This is a genomic window from Methanobrevibacter sp. V14 (assembly GCF_963082475.1).
In the GTDB taxonomy this organism is placed as follows: domain Archaea; phylum Methanobacteriota; class Methanobacteria; order Methanobacteriales; family Methanobacteriaceae; genus Methanocatella.
Map to the genome: position 1 here is coordinate 52,221 of NZ_CAUJAM010000006.1, position 15,175 is coordinate 67,395.

At 28.6% G+C, this 15,175-nt stretch carries 17 protein-coding genes; 8 read left to right on the top strand and 9 right to left on the bottom strand.

Features of this window, described 5'->3' with window-relative positions; genetic code table 11:
- The first annotated feature begins 501 nt into the window (after window positions 1–501).
- The 3 genes from Q9968_RS02255 (at window position 502) to Q9968_RS02265 (ending at window position 2,880) form a co-directional block, all read left to right on the top strand.
- Window positions 502–654, top strand: coding sequence for a hypothetical protein (locus tag Q9968_RS02255; RefSeq protein ID WP_305513068.1), 153 nt, complete (start codon window positions 502–504; stop codon window positions 652–654).
- A gap of 1,198 nt (window positions 655–1,852) precedes the next feature.
- Window positions 1,853–2,128, top strand: coding sequence for a hypothetical protein (locus tag Q9968_RS02260; RefSeq protein ID WP_305513070.1), 276 nt, complete (start codon window positions 1,853–1,855; stop codon window positions 2,126–2,128).
- Window positions 2,129–2,142: 14 nt separating this feature from the next.
- Window positions 2,143–2,880: an adenosylcobinamide amidohydrolase gene (locus tag Q9968_RS02265; RefSeq protein ID WP_305513072.1), complete on the top strand. Its 738-nt coding sequence runs from the start codon at window positions 2,143–2,145 to the stop codon at window positions 2,878–2,880.
- On the opposite strand, the gene Q9968_RS02270 is transcribed toward Q9968_RS02265, so the two are convergent.
- Both Q9968_RS02270 and xseA read right to left on the bottom strand, forming a co-directional pair.
- Window positions 2,864–3,085 (bottom strand): exodeoxyribonuclease VII small subunit, encoded by a 222-nt coding sequence (locus Q9968_RS02270; protein ID WP_305513074.1) that lies wholly within the window; start codon window positions 3,083–3,085, stop codon window positions 2,864–2,866. The genes Q9968_RS02265 and Q9968_RS02270 overlap by 17 nt on opposite strands.
- Window positions 3,085–4,476: an exodeoxyribonuclease VII large subunit gene (gene xseA / locus Q9968_RS02275; RefSeq protein WP_305513076.1), complete on the bottom strand. Its 1,392-nt coding sequence runs from the start codon at window positions 4,474–4,476 to the stop codon at window positions 3,085–3,087. The genes Q9968_RS02270 and xseA overlap by 1 nt, the downstream gene beginning before the upstream one ends.
- A 172-nt stretch (window positions 4,477–4,648) precedes the next feature.
- Between xseA and Q9968_RS02280 the strand changes: the two genes are divergently transcribed.
- Together Q9968_RS02280 and pyrE are read left to right on the top strand one after the other, a co-directional pair.
- Window positions 4,649–4,825 (top strand): PRC-barrel domain-containing protein, encoded by a 177-nt coding sequence (locus tag Q9968_RS02280; protein ID WP_342765941.1) that lies wholly within the window; start codon window positions 4,649–4,651, stop codon window positions 4,823–4,825.
- Window positions 4,825–5,349: an orotate phosphoribosyltransferase gene (gene pyrE / locus Q9968_RS02285; RefSeq protein ID WP_305513080.1), complete on the top strand. Its 525-nt coding sequence runs from the start codon at window positions 4,825–4,827 to the stop codon at window positions 5,347–5,349. Before Q9968_RS02280 ends, pyrE begins: the two co-directional genes overlap by 1 nt.
- Before the next feature lie 17 nt (window positions 5,350–5,366).
- Here pyrE and Q9968_RS02290 read toward each other — a convergent pair whose 3' ends face one another.
- Genes Q9968_RS02290 through Q9968_RS02310 form a run of 5 tightly spaced genes read right to left on the bottom strand, consistent with a single transcriptional unit; the run spans window position 5,367 to window position 7,791 of the window.
- The gene (locus Q9968_RS02290; RefSeq protein ID WP_305513082.1) at window positions 5,367–5,873 is read right to left on the bottom strand and encodes a molybdenum cofactor biosynthesis protein B; all 507 of its coding nucleotides are present in this window, start codon (window positions 5,871–5,873) and stop codon (window positions 5,367–5,369) included.
- 11 nt (window positions 5,874–5,884) lie between these two features.
- Window positions 5,885–6,190, bottom strand: a complete 306-nt coding sequence (locus Q9968_RS02295; RefSeq protein WP_305513084.1) for a winged helix-turn-helix domain-containing protein — start codon at window positions 6,188–6,190, stop codon at window positions 5,885–5,887.
- A 22-nt stretch (window positions 6,191–6,212) separates the two neighbouring features.
- Window positions 6,213–6,431 (bottom strand): transcriptional regulator FilR1 domain-containing protein, encoded by a 219-nt coding sequence (locus tag Q9968_RS02300; protein ID WP_305513086.1) that lies wholly within the window; start codon window positions 6,429–6,431, stop codon window positions 6,213–6,215.
- Window positions 6,432–6,436: 5 nt separating this feature from the next.
- Window positions 6,437–7,003, bottom strand: a complete 567-nt coding sequence (locus Q9968_RS02305) for a winged helix-turn-helix domain-containing protein (RefSeq protein WP_305513088.1) — start codon at window positions 7,001–7,003, stop codon at window positions 6,437–6,439.
- Window positions 7,000–7,791 (bottom strand): winged helix-turn-helix domain-containing protein, encoded by a 792-nt coding sequence (locus tag Q9968_RS02310; protein ID WP_305513089.1) that lies wholly within the window; start codon window positions 7,789–7,791, stop codon window positions 7,000–7,002. Before Q9968_RS02310 ends, Q9968_RS02305 begins: the two co-directional genes overlap by 4 nt.
- Before the next feature lie 219 nt (window positions 7,792–8,010).
- Here Q9968_RS02310 and Q9968_RS02315 point away from each other — a divergent pair, with 219 nt between their 5' ends.
- The 3 genes from Q9968_RS02315 to Q9968_RS02325 are packed head-to-tail and all read left to right on the top strand — an operon-like array spanning window position 8,011 to window position 10,621.
- Window positions 8,011–8,517: a ribonuclease VapC gene (locus Q9968_RS02315; protein ID WP_305513091.1), complete on the top strand. Its 507-nt coding sequence runs from the start codon at window positions 8,011–8,013 to the stop codon at window positions 8,515–8,517.
- Window positions 8,514–9,629, top strand: a complete 1,116-nt coding sequence (locus Q9968_RS02320; protein WP_305513093.1) for a DUF2117 domain-containing protein — start codon at window positions 8,514–8,516, stop codon at window positions 9,627–9,629. Before Q9968_RS02315 ends, Q9968_RS02320 begins: the two co-directional genes overlap by 4 nt.
- A 14-nt stretch (window positions 9,630–9,643) precedes the next feature.
- Complete coding sequence (locus Q9968_RS02325) at window positions 9,644–10,621, top strand: methanogenesis marker 2 protein (RefSeq protein WP_305513095.1); 978 nt, start codon at window positions 9,644–9,646, stop codon at window positions 10,619–10,621.
- Window positions 10,622–10,666: 45 nt separating this feature from the next.
- On the opposite strand, the gene Q9968_RS02330 is transcribed toward Q9968_RS02325, so the two are convergent.
- On the bottom strand, window positions 10,667–11,395 hold the full coding sequence (locus Q9968_RS02330) for a thermonuclease family protein (RefSeq protein ID WP_305513097.1): 729 nt from the start codon (window positions 11,393–11,395) through the stop codon (window positions 10,667–10,669).
- On the bottom strand, window positions 11,392–15,036 hold the full coding sequence (locus Q9968_RS02335) for a hypothetical protein (RefSeq protein ID WP_305513098.1): 3,645 nt from the start codon (window positions 15,034–15,036) through the stop codon (window positions 11,392–11,394). The genes Q9968_RS02330 and Q9968_RS02335 overlap by 4 nt, the downstream gene beginning before the upstream one ends.
- Window positions 15,037–15,175: the final 139 nt, after the last annotated feature.

Genomic DNA, 15,175 nt, shown 5'->3' on the forward strand with positions numbered 1-15,175 from the left:
TCTTGCTAAAAAAAGATTGATAAAGCTTTTTTAAGATATTCTATGGTGGATGAAGAATTTAAAGAAGAATTTTCAAAATAGTTAATGTCGATTTTAAATCATATGAAGAGGAATATGAAAATAAAATTTTTAATGATGGATTTGATAATAGACTTAAATATGTTTTCAGAAGTTTTATTTCATCAAATAATCATGAAGAATTGACTTAAAAATGAAATCTTGATTTGAAAAGAATATCAAAAAAATTAAAAGAAAATAAAAAGTTAAAGAAAGAATTAAAAGATATAAATGAAGATATAAATTCATCTGCAAGTTTAAAAATTAAAAATCTTTAAGAAATATTTTAAATTTGTTTAAATAACGGATAAATATTTTCAATTTTAAATATGATTTATTTTAAATGATTTATATATTTTGGAGATATAATGAATTTTGATGATTGAATTTGACTAAAAAGGATAGCTTATACTTAATGTTTGTATTTTTATTTTCCATTGATTAATGTATATTAAAACTAGGTATGTCATGTCTGGAGGATTGATTTATCCAGATAAAGCACATTATTTAATGAATGCTTTACTTTATAGTGGATTAGACTATTATAATATTGTAAATCACTATGATTTATTTTTAAGTCCAGTTATTGCATTTTAACATCCATATTATTTAGATTAGGCATAGTTAACAATTAGCTATTTCATTAGTATCATCATTTTTTGCATTATTTGGTTTTTTAGGATTATATATTTTACTAAGATATAGGTTTAACTTTATTGTCTTTAACTGGAGTTATTATTTACGGTAGCCTATCTGAACTTTTGATAATTGTCCACTGATTATTAGATGTTCCAGCTATTTCTATTTCTATTTTAATTCTATTTGGAATAATGCTATTGATAAGAATTCAAAATATTTTATCATAGCGTTTCCATTATTTATCCTAGGTTTTTTACAAGGTATACTGTTTATATTTATGCTTCCGACATATTCTTGTATTATGTTATAAAAAGAGATTTCCTTGAAAATTTAGAAGATGTATTATATAATAAATCAGACTTTTGTAAAAGTAAAAAATTATCTAACAAGTAAAGAATTTAAACATATTTTATTATCACTTATTTTAGGTGCTATTTAACTGTTTTAATTTGTAAATTTTTGATTTTTGATTTTGGCAGTTCTTTAATATTTCTTGATAGATTTCATTCAGCAACTAATATTGATATAAGGTTATATGTTATTTATGATAAATTATTTTATGTTATTAATTTTTCACAAATTTTATTTAGGGATTATCGTCGTTTGGATGGAACTTTAAATTTTGTATTGTATTTTATCATTGGTTGCGGATGCTTATTTAAATTGGTTAATGTATTTAAAATCGTAAGTATTATTTTAAATCAGAAATACCTATTTCAAACATAATGCTTATAAAAAATTTATTAAAAATCTCATTGGTAATATTAATGATTTTTGCATTTTTTGCATTTAAAGTACTTTCTAACCATTTGATTACAAATATTTGTTTTTTGGTTTCATGCGCAATATTTTATTCTTTAATTAGAGAATCAAATTTGATGATGATAAAATGGCATTAAATATCCTATTTTTTGCATATTTTGTTATAAATCTCATTTTTATAGCTATACTTCCCACAAAAACGCTTAGATATTCATTACCATTATTGCCTCCTTTAATTTATTTTATTATTTATGGTCTTGAAGAAATTTTAGATATTTTAACTAATTTAAGTATATTTAAAAATAAATCTTATAGAAAGTCTTTAATATCTAAAATTATAATAGTGTTTTTGATTTCACTTTTCATGATATCTGCCTTTTCATTTAGTTCACATATGAAGATACAAGAATGCCATAATGATTTAGTTGATGTGACAGATTATATTATTGAAAATGATGATGATTATCACAATGAATCATTTGGATCTAATAACCGTGATTATAGAATAATTAAATGGTATTTGAAGGATAATGTCACGTTTGATGATAATTATACGGCATTCGATTCAAGTAATATATCTTATGTTATCTCGAATTCTACAGTTGAATTAGAGAATTATACTGAACTTTATAATAAAGGAATGTATCATGTTTATTATAGACTGCTTTAATTACATTAGCTGATATGAAAAATGTAAGTATTGTCACTAAAAAATTTAAAAATCTAGAAGTTACTGCAATTACAACTGCGGGAGTTAGAACAAATGCTTCAAGGGCAGGAGATAAGGCATCATATTGGGAAGATTGCGGCGAATTTCACTTCGGAACAATTAATATTATTTTATTAACAAATGCATACCTTGAAAAATCAGTGCTGACAGAAGCATTCATGACAGTAACAGAAGCAAAAACCGTTGCACTAAATAATTTAAAGATCCCGTCACAATACTCAAATGGATTTGCAACAGGAACTGGAACTGACGGTGTTGCAATATTTTCAAATAAAGATTCAGATAATTTATTGACCAATGCCGGAAAACACTCTAAACTTGGAGAGTTAATTGGAAAGTCAGTAATTGAATCTGTTACAAAAGCCATTGAAAAACAGGTTTGGTTGTCAAACAAATCCCAATCAAATGCATTAGTTCGTTTAAATAGGTATGCCTTAGATATAAATGAGTTTTACGATAATTTAGATTATGATAAATTCGAATTTATTAGTAAATTAAGAATTGATGCTCGAAATCAGAAAAATGTAGCTATTGCATCTTCAATTTTAAATTTATTCGATGAAGTTCAATGCAATTTAATTAAAAAGGAGGATGCATTTGATTTAGCATCCCAAATAAAAGAAAAATGTGATAGTTATCCAATAAAAACGTTATTGGAGTATTGGATTAACTACTTTATTCACAAGAGTTAAATTCAGCGAGATTGCCATTGTCCTGAACAATTTTTGCAATTGATTCTTCAGCAACTTCTAATCTTTCATTACAAACTTTAACTAAATCCATTGCATTTTTGAACTCTTCAATTGCATCGTCTAGAGGAACATCTCCATTTTCTAGTTTGTTAACGATTTCTTCTAATTTGTCTAAACTTTCTTCAAAACTTAAATTTTCTTCCATTATATCACCTTTGTATTTACAAGTCCGTCTTCAAATTCAATATCAACTTCATCTCCAACTTTAACATCTTTAGCTGAAGAAATAACATTATCTTCAGCTTTAGCTATTGCATAGCCTCTTTTCAATGTTAAAAGGGGGTTTAAAATTTCTAATTTTTTAATATTTTTTAAGCATGAATCTTTTTTCTTTCTAGTTATCTCATTTGGATTTTTTAGAATGTGGGAGTTTTCTAATCTAAATAATCTGTTTTTGTTTTCAGTGACGATTTTGTTGGATGTAATATTTAATCTGTTAACTACATTATTTAGGTTGATTCTTTTAAATTTATACATTGATTCAGGGTTTCTAAAAATAGGGGAGTTTTCTAGTCTAATTAGTTCATTTTTGTTTTTTGCAACAATGTTTTTCGATGAAAAACTTAATTTATCTACTAAATTATCTAAAATCATTTCTTGAATTTCATAAATTGACTCTGGATTTTTAAAAATATTTTTCTGTGAAATATGAGTTAATTTAGTTCTATTTAATGTTAATTTATTTTTAATGGATTTATTAACTCTTTTATTCAGTTGTGCTATTTTGTATTCAACTTCCATTAGTTCTGGCACTGCAAGATCTGCCGCCGCCGTTGGTGTTGGAGCTCTCAGGTCAGCTACAAAATCAGATATGGTAAAGTCAGTTTCATGACCCACTGCACTTATAACTGGAATATTGCATGCATAAATTGCCCGTGCAACTTCTTCTTCATTAAATGGCCATAAATCTTCAATACTCCCTCCGCCACGACCTACAATTAGTGTGTCTAAATTAAATTTCTGCGCATGCTTGATTTGCCTTACAATTTGACCGGCCGCTTGGTCTCCTTGAACTAATGTGGAAAATACTAAAATTTCACAAATAGGATATTTTCTGTTTATGGTAGTTATAATGTCTTTAACTGCCGCTCCGGTTTTTGCCGTGATGACTCCAATCCGTTTAGGATATTTTGGTATTTCTTTTTTCACAGTATCGTCAAATAAACCTTCTTTATTAAGTTTTTTCTTCAATTGTTCAAAAGCTATATGTAACTCTCCAACTCCGTCTTCAGTAATTTTTGTGGCATACAGTTGATATCTTCCATTCTTTTCGTAGACTTCAATTTTACCTTTAATAATTACTTTCATACCATTTTCAGGTTGGAATTTAAGAAAGCGATCTTTATTGAATTTGTATATTGCTCCGTCTATCTGACTTTCTTCATCTTTTAGAGTAAAATAGCTATGTCCCCTATAAGAATCTTTATAATTGGAAAGTTCTCCTTTTATGAGGATATTTTTCAAATTGGAATCCATTTTTAGCTTTCGGTTTATGTAAGAATTAATCTCAGATACTGTGAATGTTTTTTCTTCCATATGTTCACCTTGAAATTAATATTGTTATTATATTGTTTGTATTTAATACATTTTTCCTTTTTTTTAGAAACAATTAATTAATATTAAAAACTACCTAATATTAAAAAGGTGTTTTTTTATGAGAATTAAAGATGAATTGTTTGGTAAAGAAGTTCTCGATTGTGATATTTAAATTGTTGGAAAAGTGTCTGATGTTGTTTTTGATAAAGATACATTTGAAATTACAGATTTAGTGCTTAAAAAAACGGGTTTTTCAGAACAAATTAAATCCAGTGAAAATATGGTTCCAATGGAACTTGTAAAGGTCATTGGTGATAAAATTTTACTTAAGGGTGAAGATGATTTATAATGGCTTCAAATGATTATTTAATTGAATTATTAAAGGAAAATAAAGTATTTCTTGAAGGAGATTTTACTTTATCTTCTGGAAAGAAAAGTGATTACTATATTAATATGAAAAAAGCCATTACTGAACCTGAAATCTTATTCACTATCTCAAAATTAATAACTGAAAAGATTGATGGTGAAAATATTGATAAGGTTGCAGGTCCTGCATTGGGAGCAGTTCCAATAGCTACTGCAGTATCTTTAGAGTCCAAATTGCCATTGTTAATGATTCGCAAAGAAAAGAAAGGTTATGGTACTTCTAAACTTATTGAAGGTGAGTTAAACGAGGGTGATAAGGTTATTGTTGTTGAAGATGTTTCAACTACGGGTGGATCACTTCTAAAAGCAATTAAAGCTATTCATGAAAATGGAGGTAATGTTGTTAGGGCATTTGTTGTAGTGGATAGACAAGAAGGCGCTATTGAAGAATTTGAAAAAGCAGGAATTACATTAGAACCTTTAATAAGTGTTGACGAATTCTTTTAAAAAAATAAAGTTCATCATTATTTTTTCAAATGATGAACAAAATGAGGCAATTCCTCTATAATTAAATTTAATGCTGTTTTGACAGCATTTGGAGAACCGGGCATGGAGAATATAATTGTTTTTTTATAAACTCCTGCAGTTGCTCTTGAAAGAAGAGCTGCAGAACCAATTTCTTCAAAAGATTTGGTCCTAAAAAGCTCTCCAAATCCATCTATTTTTTTCTCAAAAAGTGATTCTACTGTTTCAACAGTGATGTCACGAGTATTTAAGCCCGTTCCACCAGTTGTTAGAATAACATCAATTCCATTTGAAATCATATTCTCTATGGTGTTTATCAAATCATCAGCTTCATCGGGAATCAATTTCTTAGATTTTAATGTGTATCTGGCCTCAATTTCCTCAGCTATTAATTTGCCTGATAAATCCAATTTTTCTGATTTTCTACTGTCACTAAGGGTGATTATTCCACATGATAATTCCTTAGACGCTTCTTTTTGATGTTGTGCAGATGTTTCACTTTTCATTTTCAAACCTTTTATATTTGCATTTTTTGCTTAATGGTATAGTATTCATCAATATATTTAATTAACTTGTCGGTAGGGTGGAAGTAAAAAGCTTTGCCAATTTCATTTTTTGTTATAAACTCATATTCTTTCATAATGTTTGTATGATGGATTATTGTGTTATAATCTAAATTGAGTTTGTTTGACAATTGATTGGCATTATGTGGTTTAACCAATATTTCATCAATTATTCTAATTGTTGTTCTTCCGCCATTTCGACCCATTAATAGTATTGATAGTTCTTTGTTTTCTTGCGATATCATTTTTTCATTGTTCATTACTCACCCTCTGTTTTAGTTATTAAATGAAATTTAAAAGGGTTGTTGCCCATTTAATAGCATTGTCGTCTTTTGCAACCAATATTTGTGAATCATCATAATGGCCATCATTAAAGAATAACGTCAATGTCATAAAATCATCCGAACATGTTAAAAATATTTTCAATTCTTCATCAATGCATTTTATGCTAACTTTTTCATTTTTCAAGATAGATTCACTTAAAATATCATTTTTCTTCATGGAATTCAATATTTTTTATTAATTATCAAATTCAAACTATCTAATTTATCTTTTCTTAAAAGTTCTATAAAATACTTTAAGTGATTCTCAGAATAAATTGGTAAAATTATATCTAAATTTTTTGTATTGGAAATTAGATTTATGTATGTATTAAATGCATTTGATAGATTTGTTGTTGTTGAATTAACATATTCGGCATCTTTTAGGAGGTAAATATTTTTTAACAGGTCTTCTGGAAGCTGTGAGATGTCATGGCTATTCCAGAAGGTTTTATTTTTATTCACTGAATTCCAATTTTCAATAAGTTTTATCATGTTGGTCGATAATAAAAAACCATTGGAAGTCAATTCATATGACTTCTGAAATTTTTTAACTAAATTTATTGTTTCAAGTTCTTTTAGGCCATGCAATATTGTTGCTGAAGGTTTTTTAAGTTCATTTCTTAATTCTTCAAGTTTTTTCGGGTGTTTGTAAAGACTTAGAAGTAATTTTGATCTCATTTTCGATGTTAGAATATATTTGATCCCGCTAAATTCTTCTGTTAATTCTTGTTTGGTTTCAGCACTGGTCATTTCACCACCTCTTTTTTCACATATTCAAATAACTCTTTAGCCCAATTATATGATTTCTGATTTTCTGAAATTAAAATCCGATTTTGATCAAAACTGCCGTCGTTTTTAAACAATCCTAAACTAATGTTTTCATCACAAAGGGTTAAATATAAGTTTAAATTGCCTTTATAATTGTAAACTTTTAATTTTCCTACTCTAATGGATTTTTTCCTAATTTTTTCATCAATTTTCAAAATGAACTCTTTAAAAATACATTTTGGAATTATTAATTCAACAGACCCTTGATTTTTTAACACAATTTCCATCAATTTCGGATATTCAGGATGTAAGTATGGGAAAATGGCTTGAATATTGCTGGATTGGATTATCTGCTTTTTAATGGTATTGTGGGTTTTAAATATATCTAGGGATGTTGTTTCGATAATTTCGGAATTATTCAGATTGCTAATATTTTTTATAGATTCAATGCTTAGTTGATTAAGATTATGTTTGTTCCAGAATGCGTCATAATTATAAATCAAATCTACACTTTGTTTAAATTCCATGATTGAGTTGAAGTAAACTTCAGTCATTGGATTTACATGATACTTTTTGTCTATTTTTGTAATGTAGTCTTTTTTCTCTAATTTTCCAAGATTGCTTGAAACAGAGCTATAAGTTATTTTAGTCTTTTTAACAATGCCTTTTACATTATTTGGGTTTTTATATAATTCACTTAAGATTTTTAAGCGAATTTCAGATTTTGCAAGAAATTTAATGTCATTATTAATTTCATTTGTGCTATCCATCTTTTTATCCTCCGTATTTTTTTCAAATCTCGATGAATTTTCAGGTACTATTAAATTTATCATTGGAATTTAAATATTTTTTTCTATAAACTTACAATAACTCTTAAAAAGTTATTCTAAATGTTTTCAGTAACTTTTCAATAAGTCTTCGGTATCTATTCAGTACTTGCATGATGAAATTCTTAAGTTTTATTAATTTGTAAATTCAAATATACCCACATGGAAATTTGTTATATTTTAGATGCATCAGCTTTTATAAATGGATTTAAAATGCTTTCTAATAATAATTTCACTGTTCCCGAAATTACTGCTGAAATTAAAGATTTTGAATCAAGACTAGTCTTTGATATGGCATGTGATGAGGGTAAATTGATTATTCAGGATGCGGATTCTAGTTATGTTAGTGAAGTCGAAAGAATCATATCTTCCTCAGGGGATGTTTTAAGATTATCTCTGCCGGATAAAAAACTGATTGCGTTGGCCGATATGTTGTCTCAACAGGGGAAAAATGTGAAAGTTATTAGTGATGATTATACAATTCAAAATACTTTAAAAATCATGAACATTCCCTATTCCAGCATAATGACTGATGGAATCAAAGGAGTGTACAATTGGAAGAAGGTTTGTCAAGGTTGTAAGAAAGAATATGATGAAGATTATATATTTGATGATTGTGAAATCTGCGGATCTAAAATTTATGAAAAACGGGTTAAGGTGGATAAATGAGAATTGGTGTAGTTGTCCATGGACCTAATATAATTGATTCGGGGTATGCTTTAAAGTTAATTGATATTCTTAAAGGTTATGGTAATGTTAAAGCACGACTTGGTGGGACTATGGGCAGAACTGCCGTTATTGATGCAAGTTTGGAAGATGTTATCGATATTTCCTGTAAACTAGTTCCTAGTGATTCGTTAAAAATATTTCATGATGATGATGTTGATGTAATTTTTTTACTTAATTATGGAAAATCTGATGTAACCGGTCAGGTTTTCGGATATAAAGTTTATAGTCATTATGTTAATAAAATACCTGATGACAATATTCCAATAATTCAAATTGAACGTCCTGGCGAAGCCGATGGCAGTATTATTCCATGGAACCATAATTTGGGCATTGTTAAAGATTTATCTTCAAAGTTAAGTTTGGATATTGTGTCCCCGAAGGAAGTTTATGAACGCCATATTAAACAAGATAATGAAGGTATAAATCAACGTGTTGTTCATGGGGTTAGTCCTGGCGAAAATATAATGGTTAATAGTGTTGTTATTGGTAAAACTAACTCTGATAAATTAGTATTGATTGCAAAAGATAATCATATTGTTGATATAATTGGTGGAGAGCTTAAAAGCCATGGACTGGAAAAATTAGGTGAAGTTAATCTTGACAAGGCAATTATTAAAACTGGACTTTTGAGGCATGTTAAAGTAACTCCAAGGGTTATTGCTCGTGACAAATCCAAGGATTTCAAAGTAACATTTCTTGATCATGCTGGGGAGGATGTTTATCAATTTAAAGATTCCAATCTTGTTATAACTGTTGGTGATGATACAACATTAATATCTTCAGACATTCTTTATAGATTTGATATACCTGTAATTGGAATTACTGATGGAGATTTAGATAAGGTTGTCGAAAAGGGATTTAAAGTTAAAAACTCTATAATATTTGAAGTTGAAAGTGGTTTTGATGATGTCTGTGGTCAAAATATTAAAAAAGAAATATTCGGAGACAATGTGGAGGTATTTGATTTTAAAAATATTGATGAAGTAAAAGTCAGGATTGAAGAAACAATAAAAAATATTAACTGCAAATATAATATTAAATATATCAATTAAACTTTGGAAGTGGAATGTTGGATTTTAAAAATCTCGTAAAGGAAATTCAAGAATTTAAAGGAGTGTCACGTAAAAGCTCAATAGATAATGTAATATCTATTTTAAAAGAATCTTATAATGTTTCTGGAGATGTTGTAATAGATATTGGGGATGATGCTTCAGCTATTGATATTGGAAACAATCAAGTACTTCTTATCGCTGCTGATGGAATATGGGGAGACATAATGAATTTAAATCCTTATTGGGCAGGATATTGTTCAGTACTTGTTAATGTAAATGATATTGCAGCAATGGGTGGAAAACCCCTTGCAATGGTTAATATAATGTCAATAAGCAATGATGAGATTTATGAAGATTTATTAAATGGAATCAAAGAGGGTTGTTTAAAATTTGGTGTTCCAATGGTTGGAGGACACTTGCATCCTGATGGTGATGTGGACTCTTTAGGTGTTGCAATTGTGGGCATTGCTCAAAAAAATAAAATTATAACAAGTTTTGGAGCAGAAGTTGGAGATAAAGTGCTTGTTGCAATTGACCTTGACGGCAAACCTCATGAAATGTTTAGTTTAAATTGGGATACTACTTACGATAAAGATCCGCAACTTGTTCAGGACCAAATTACAGCAGTCCGATACTTGGCTGAACATGATTATATTAAATCCGGTAAGGATATTTCTAATCCTGGAATATTGGGAACTCTTGAAATGCTTTTAGAAACTTCCAATAAAGGAGCTGTTGTTAATTTGGAGGATATTCCTAGAAATGAAAGTGTTGAATGGGTGGATTGGCTTAGGTCATATCCGGGTTCTGGTTTTGTTTTCACAACAAGTGAGGATAAATGTGATTATATAATAGGATATTTGTCCAAATATTCCATCGAAACAGCAGTAGTTGGTGAAATTATTGATTCAAATTCACTTTATTTGAATTATCAATCCAAACAAGAAGAAATATTTAATCGGGAAAAGAATCCAGTATTTATATTTAAATGAGTTTATACATTGAATTTAGCAAGAATTATTTTAAAGAAGTAACAGTTAAGGATTGCAAACCTTACATGGCTGATATCCTTGACTTATTGCATCATTTCTACTGTCAAAACTAACTTTATTATGTTCAGATATTTTTTGAGCCCATCTACAGCCAGCTTCGTGGAATTTTCCAGTATTTACATTAGCAACATAATTTCCACTATCTGAACCGGAGTCAGAACCGATATTTGCAGGGGTATTGTATGAATTCGGAATATGTGTCATGTTATTTGCCCAATCATAGGGATAAAATTCACTTGGTGGTATGTACATCACTTCTGCAAGCCCTTCTTTTAAAAGCATTTCATTAACATTTTTGCCGTCAACAATAACCACGCCTAATGTTCTGCCATATTTGTCTGAGTGTTTTGAATCATCAACATCGATTCCAACTTCCTTGTTTAAGCATAATTTTTGAACAAAATTTTTAGAAGTGATATATCCTTCAACACCTCGCTCGGGAGTATTAACTCCTACAAAACGGATCTTTTTGCCATTGTCTAAATATATGGTATCTCCATCAACTACTTTAGTGCAAACTCCACGTTCTTCAACATTGCATTCGGTGTCGTTGTATTCATTTAAAATATCGGATGCTAATAGATTTGAGTATTTGGAGCTTGGAATATTGTGTGTAAAACCAGTTCCAGTATATGCATTAGCTATTGACATTGCTCCAACTATAATAATCAAAATAACTAGTAAAGAGAAAACCTGCTTTTTTGTAATTTTCATAGTTTTTTTCCCTCCTTGTTATTAACATTATAACTTTGTGTTGCTAATATTGGATTACCTGTAGTTTTTTCAACATTATGTTCTTTTACAATAGGATCTTTAGGATTTTTAGGAGTTTTATTATTACTTTCATTTTTGTGTTTTTTTACAACTTGTGTAGTGTTGTTAACAGTTTTGTTTCCTGTTTCGTTACTGCCTGCCATTATAATATTGGTGAAGTTTCCAGTTTTTGTTGTTTTAAAGAAGATTGTGAAATTTGCGGATTCACCTACATTTAAAATTTTGTTGTAAATAAATTTGTTTCCTATTTTTGTCCATTTTGATCCTTTAAAGGAATCATATTTAAGTCCTTTGTAATTTTTTTCGATTATGAATATTTTGGTTAGTTTGTAGTCTCCGGTGTTGCGTACAACGATTGTAAAACTACATTTTTGTCCTACAGTTACGATTTGGGTGTTGGATAATTTAATAACACTTAGTTTAGGAGTGAATACTTTGGTTGTGTTGTTTGTAGTGCTGTTTGGTGTTTCGTTGGAACCTACGACTACTATGTTTGTGAAGTTACCTGTTTTTATTGTTTTAAATTTAACAATGAAACTGGCTGATTCTCCTATGTCTAAGATTTTGTTGTAAATAAATTTGTTTCCTGATTTTGTCCAATCAGCTCCAATAAAGGAATCATATTTGAGGCCATCATATTTAGTCTCATAAACAAAAACACCGTTTAGTTTACAGTCTCCTGTGTTGGTGACTTTGATTGTGAAGCCTACATAATCGCCAGCAAAAACAATGGGATTATTGGTTAATTTAATTACTTTAATATTAGGTTTATAAACTGTTGTGTTGTTTGTACTGTTGGATAATGTGATATTGTCAAATCCAGAGCTAACGTTGTTTATTAAAGTTCCATTTTGCACAGCTTTGAATAATAGGATTATAGATACGCTTTGACCAGCTTTTAATGGGTTGTTTAAAATCCATTTTTTATGTGTTGCATCATAAGTCCAATTGCCCACAACATTTTTCCAACCATAATAGACAAGACCATTACTATAATCATTATCTTGTATAAAAGCATTGTTAATACTTTCATTGCCTGTATTTTTTAGTGTTATTTTAAATTCGACAATTTGGTTGATTAATACACTTTGGTTTAATGTTTCTTTTGTAAGGTTTTCTGTGATATTAAGGGATCTGAATTTAAATAATACTAAATTTTGCCATAATGATGGTGTGATTAATGATGAGAAATCATAAAAGATTATTGATCTGTTATCTAAAAGTTTAGAAGCATTTTTATTAGGAACTCTCATTCCAGACTCATATAATGCTAAAACTTTTTTAACAATTGTGTTGTTGGAATTTCTAAAATTACCATCAGTAAATTCCCAAACAGCATTATTTAAACCAGTGCCATTTAAGTCTTGTTCTTTGTTTACAAAAGTATAAATCAATATTTTAAGATATTCACTAACATCTTCACCAGTTAATTGATTAAGTGCTAAACTAAGATTATTTAATAAATAGACATAATCTGGGAAGTTTAATGTTCTTTGTAAACAATATCCTTTTAACCCTTCTTTTAAATCAACTAAATAAGTAACATTATTAACATGTTCCACTTTTACTGTAGTAGTGTTAATATCTTCTATTTGATTAGGAGTTAAAGTATTATTGCTTTGATTTAATTCATTTAATACATAAATTTCTTTATTTTTTAATGCATTATTGTTTTTAAACTTATTGTTTTTAATAGTAGCATTTTCAGCATAGATAATTCCATATCCTTTAGAGGTGTTGTTTTCTAAATTACTATTGGTTAAAACTAAATTTCCACTAATGATTGCAGATCCATCGTAGGCATTGTTGTTAGTGAAATTAGATTTATTAATAGTAGCATTGACATAACTAAATAATCCTCCTCCATTTACTGCAGTGTTTGATTCAAAATTGGATTCTTTTATATCTGCATTAGATCCAACAAAAACACCACCACCAGCGTATTTTGCAGAATTATTGATAAAGTTATCATTTTCTGAATTTAACACATCTGCATAAATTCCACCACCATGGTAAATTACCTTGTTGTTAGTGAAGTTATTATTCTTAGAATTTAATTTTGGAGAATATACTGCTCCAGCATATTCTGCACTATTATTATTGAAATTAGAATTATTAGCGATAATTTCATTATAAGCACTTATTGCTCCACCTAAGCTTTTTGCATGATTATTTATAAAATTGGAGTTATCAACTTCAACATCTCTTACAGAAAAGATTGCTCCACCTTCCTCATCAGTAGCAGAGTTGTTAGTAAAAGTTGAATTATTAACAACACTTTTTTTATTGGAGTATATTGCACCTCCATTGCCAGCAACATTGTTGGTGAAATTTGAATTATTAATTTTGACTTCTGATTGTGCATGTACTGCTCCACCACTACCTGATGTAGCAGAGTTGTTGTTGAAGTTTGAATTAACAATTTCAATACTGATTCTAGCATATGCTGCTCCAGCGCTATTTGATGTAGCAGAGTTATTAGTAAAGTTTGAATTAAATATGCGACCAGTGTCATATGATGCAATAGCTCCACCATCGCTGTTTGCTTTATTACCAATAAATTCAGAATTGTTAATTAAGTATTCAACATTGGAATATATTGCTCCTCCACCGTTTATTGAAGTATTATTAACAAAAACAGAATTATTTACAGTAGTATTTTTAGCATATGAAACTCCACCTTGACCTTTTATAGATGTATTATTAGTAAAAATAGAATCAGATATGATTAAATTATAATAAGCTCTTATAGCTCCACCTGAACCATCTGCAACGTTATTGGTGAAATTAGAATGAGTAATACGAATATTATCTGCCAGTACTGCTCCACCATTATCTTCATTTGCATAATTATTTATAAAACTTGTATTAGATATATTCAAATTTCCAGATCTGAGGTATATTGCCCCACCTGAACCATCTGCACTATTATTAAAAAATTTACAATTAATTATAGTAAGATTTCCTGAATTAAAAGATATTGCTCCTCCATTTCCAGTAGTTTTTCCATTTATAAATGTTAAACCATTTATAATAATATTTTTATTATAACCTATTGAAAATACTCTATTTATGCCATTAGCATTGATTATTGCACTTCCACCATTTATAGCCTGTAGAACTAAATTTTTATTTATATTAATATTCTCAAGAATATAAGTTCCATCAAGGAAATAAATTTTATCATTATCATGAGCAATTGAGTATGCATTAGTCCAATTTGTTGGATCACTACTAGACGAACCAGTACCGTTACCATTAGAACTAATATAAAATGTATTGCCTGATCTTGATGGACCTGATTTTAACATTTTATTAATACTATGCTCAATAGTGTTTGTTGAATCATTTTCAAAAGAGGCTGTTTTATTATTAAGAATAGCATTTTCATTAGTATTTATGATGTTTTCACTTGGGTCAGTACCAATATCAGATGTTTTATCAACACTGCCGCTATTGAATCCATCATCATGAATATTACTAATAGCATCATTAGAATTTAGATTATTATCTTCCATCATCACAGTATCATCTGTGTCTAATGCAGATACTGAAGAAATGGTTAAAAATAATGAAAGCATTAATAGTAATATAATTATTTTTTCTTCTTTTTTTTAACTCCTTATTTTTTAGATAGGAATTTCATATACATTTAATTTTAAATAAATCAATGGTGATTCTGTCTAAATTCTTAAAATAAATTTAGCTTAATCCAATTAG

Coding starts and splice junctions, on each gene's coding strand:
- Q9968_RS02300 (WP_305513086.1), bottom strand. CDS start 6,431: ATGAAGAAAAATGATATTTTAAGTGAATCTATCTTGAAAAATGAAAAA.
- Q9968_RS02305 (WP_305513088.1), bottom strand. CDS start 7,003: ATGACCAGTGCTGAAACCAAACAAGAATTAACAGAAGAATTTAGCGGG.
- xseA (WP_305513076.1), bottom strand. CDS start 4,476: ATGGAAGAAAAAACATTCACAGTATCTGAGATTAATTCTTACATAAAC.
- pyrE (WP_305513080.1), top strand. CDS start 4,825: ATGGCTTCAAATGATTATTTAATTGAATTATTAAAGGAAAATAAAGTA.
- Q9968_RS02295 (WP_305513084.1), bottom strand. CDS start 6,190: ATGAACAATGAAAAAATGATATCGCAAGAAAACAAAGAACTATCAATA.
- Q9968_RS02270 (WP_305513074.1), bottom strand. CDS start 3,085: ATGGAAGAAAATTTAAGTTTTGAAGAAAGTTTAGACAAATTAGAAGAA.
- Q9968_RS02330 (WP_305513097.1), bottom strand. CDS start 11,395: ATGAAAATTACAAAAAAGCAGGTTTTCTCTTTACTAGTTATTTTGATT.
- Q9968_RS02290 (WP_305513082.1), bottom strand. CDS start 5,873: ATGAAAAGTGAAACATCTGCACAACATCAAAAAGAAGCGTCTAAGGAA.
- Q9968_RS02310 (WP_305513089.1), bottom strand. CDS start 7,791: ATGGATAGCACAAATGAAATTAATAATGACATTAAATTTCTTGCAAAA.
- Q9968_RS02255 (WP_305513068.1), top strand. CDS start 502: ATGTATATTAAAACTAGGTATGTCATGTCTGGAGGATTGATTTATCCA.
- Q9968_RS02260 (WP_305513070.1), top strand. CDS start 1,853: ATGAAGATACAAGAATGCCATAATGATTTAGTTGATGTGACAGATTAT.
- Q9968_RS02335 (WP_305513098.1), bottom strand. CDS start 15,036: ATGCTTTCATTATTTTTAACCATTTCTTCAGTATCTGCATTAGACACA.
- Q9968_RS02315 (WP_305513091.1), top strand. CDS start 8,011: ATGGAAATTTGTTATATTTTAGATGCATCAGCTTTTATAAATGGATTT.
- Q9968_RS02265 (WP_305513072.1), top strand. CDS start 2,143: ATGAAAAATGTAAGTATTGTCACTAAAAAATTTAAAAATCTAGAAGTT.
- Q9968_RS02325 (WP_305513095.1), top strand. CDS start 9,644: ATGTTGGATTTTAAAAATCTCGTAAAGGAAATTCAAGAATTTAAAGGA.
- Q9968_RS02320 (WP_305513093.1), top strand. CDS start 8,514: ATGAGAATTGGTGTAGTTGTCCATGGACCTAATATAATTGATTCGGGG.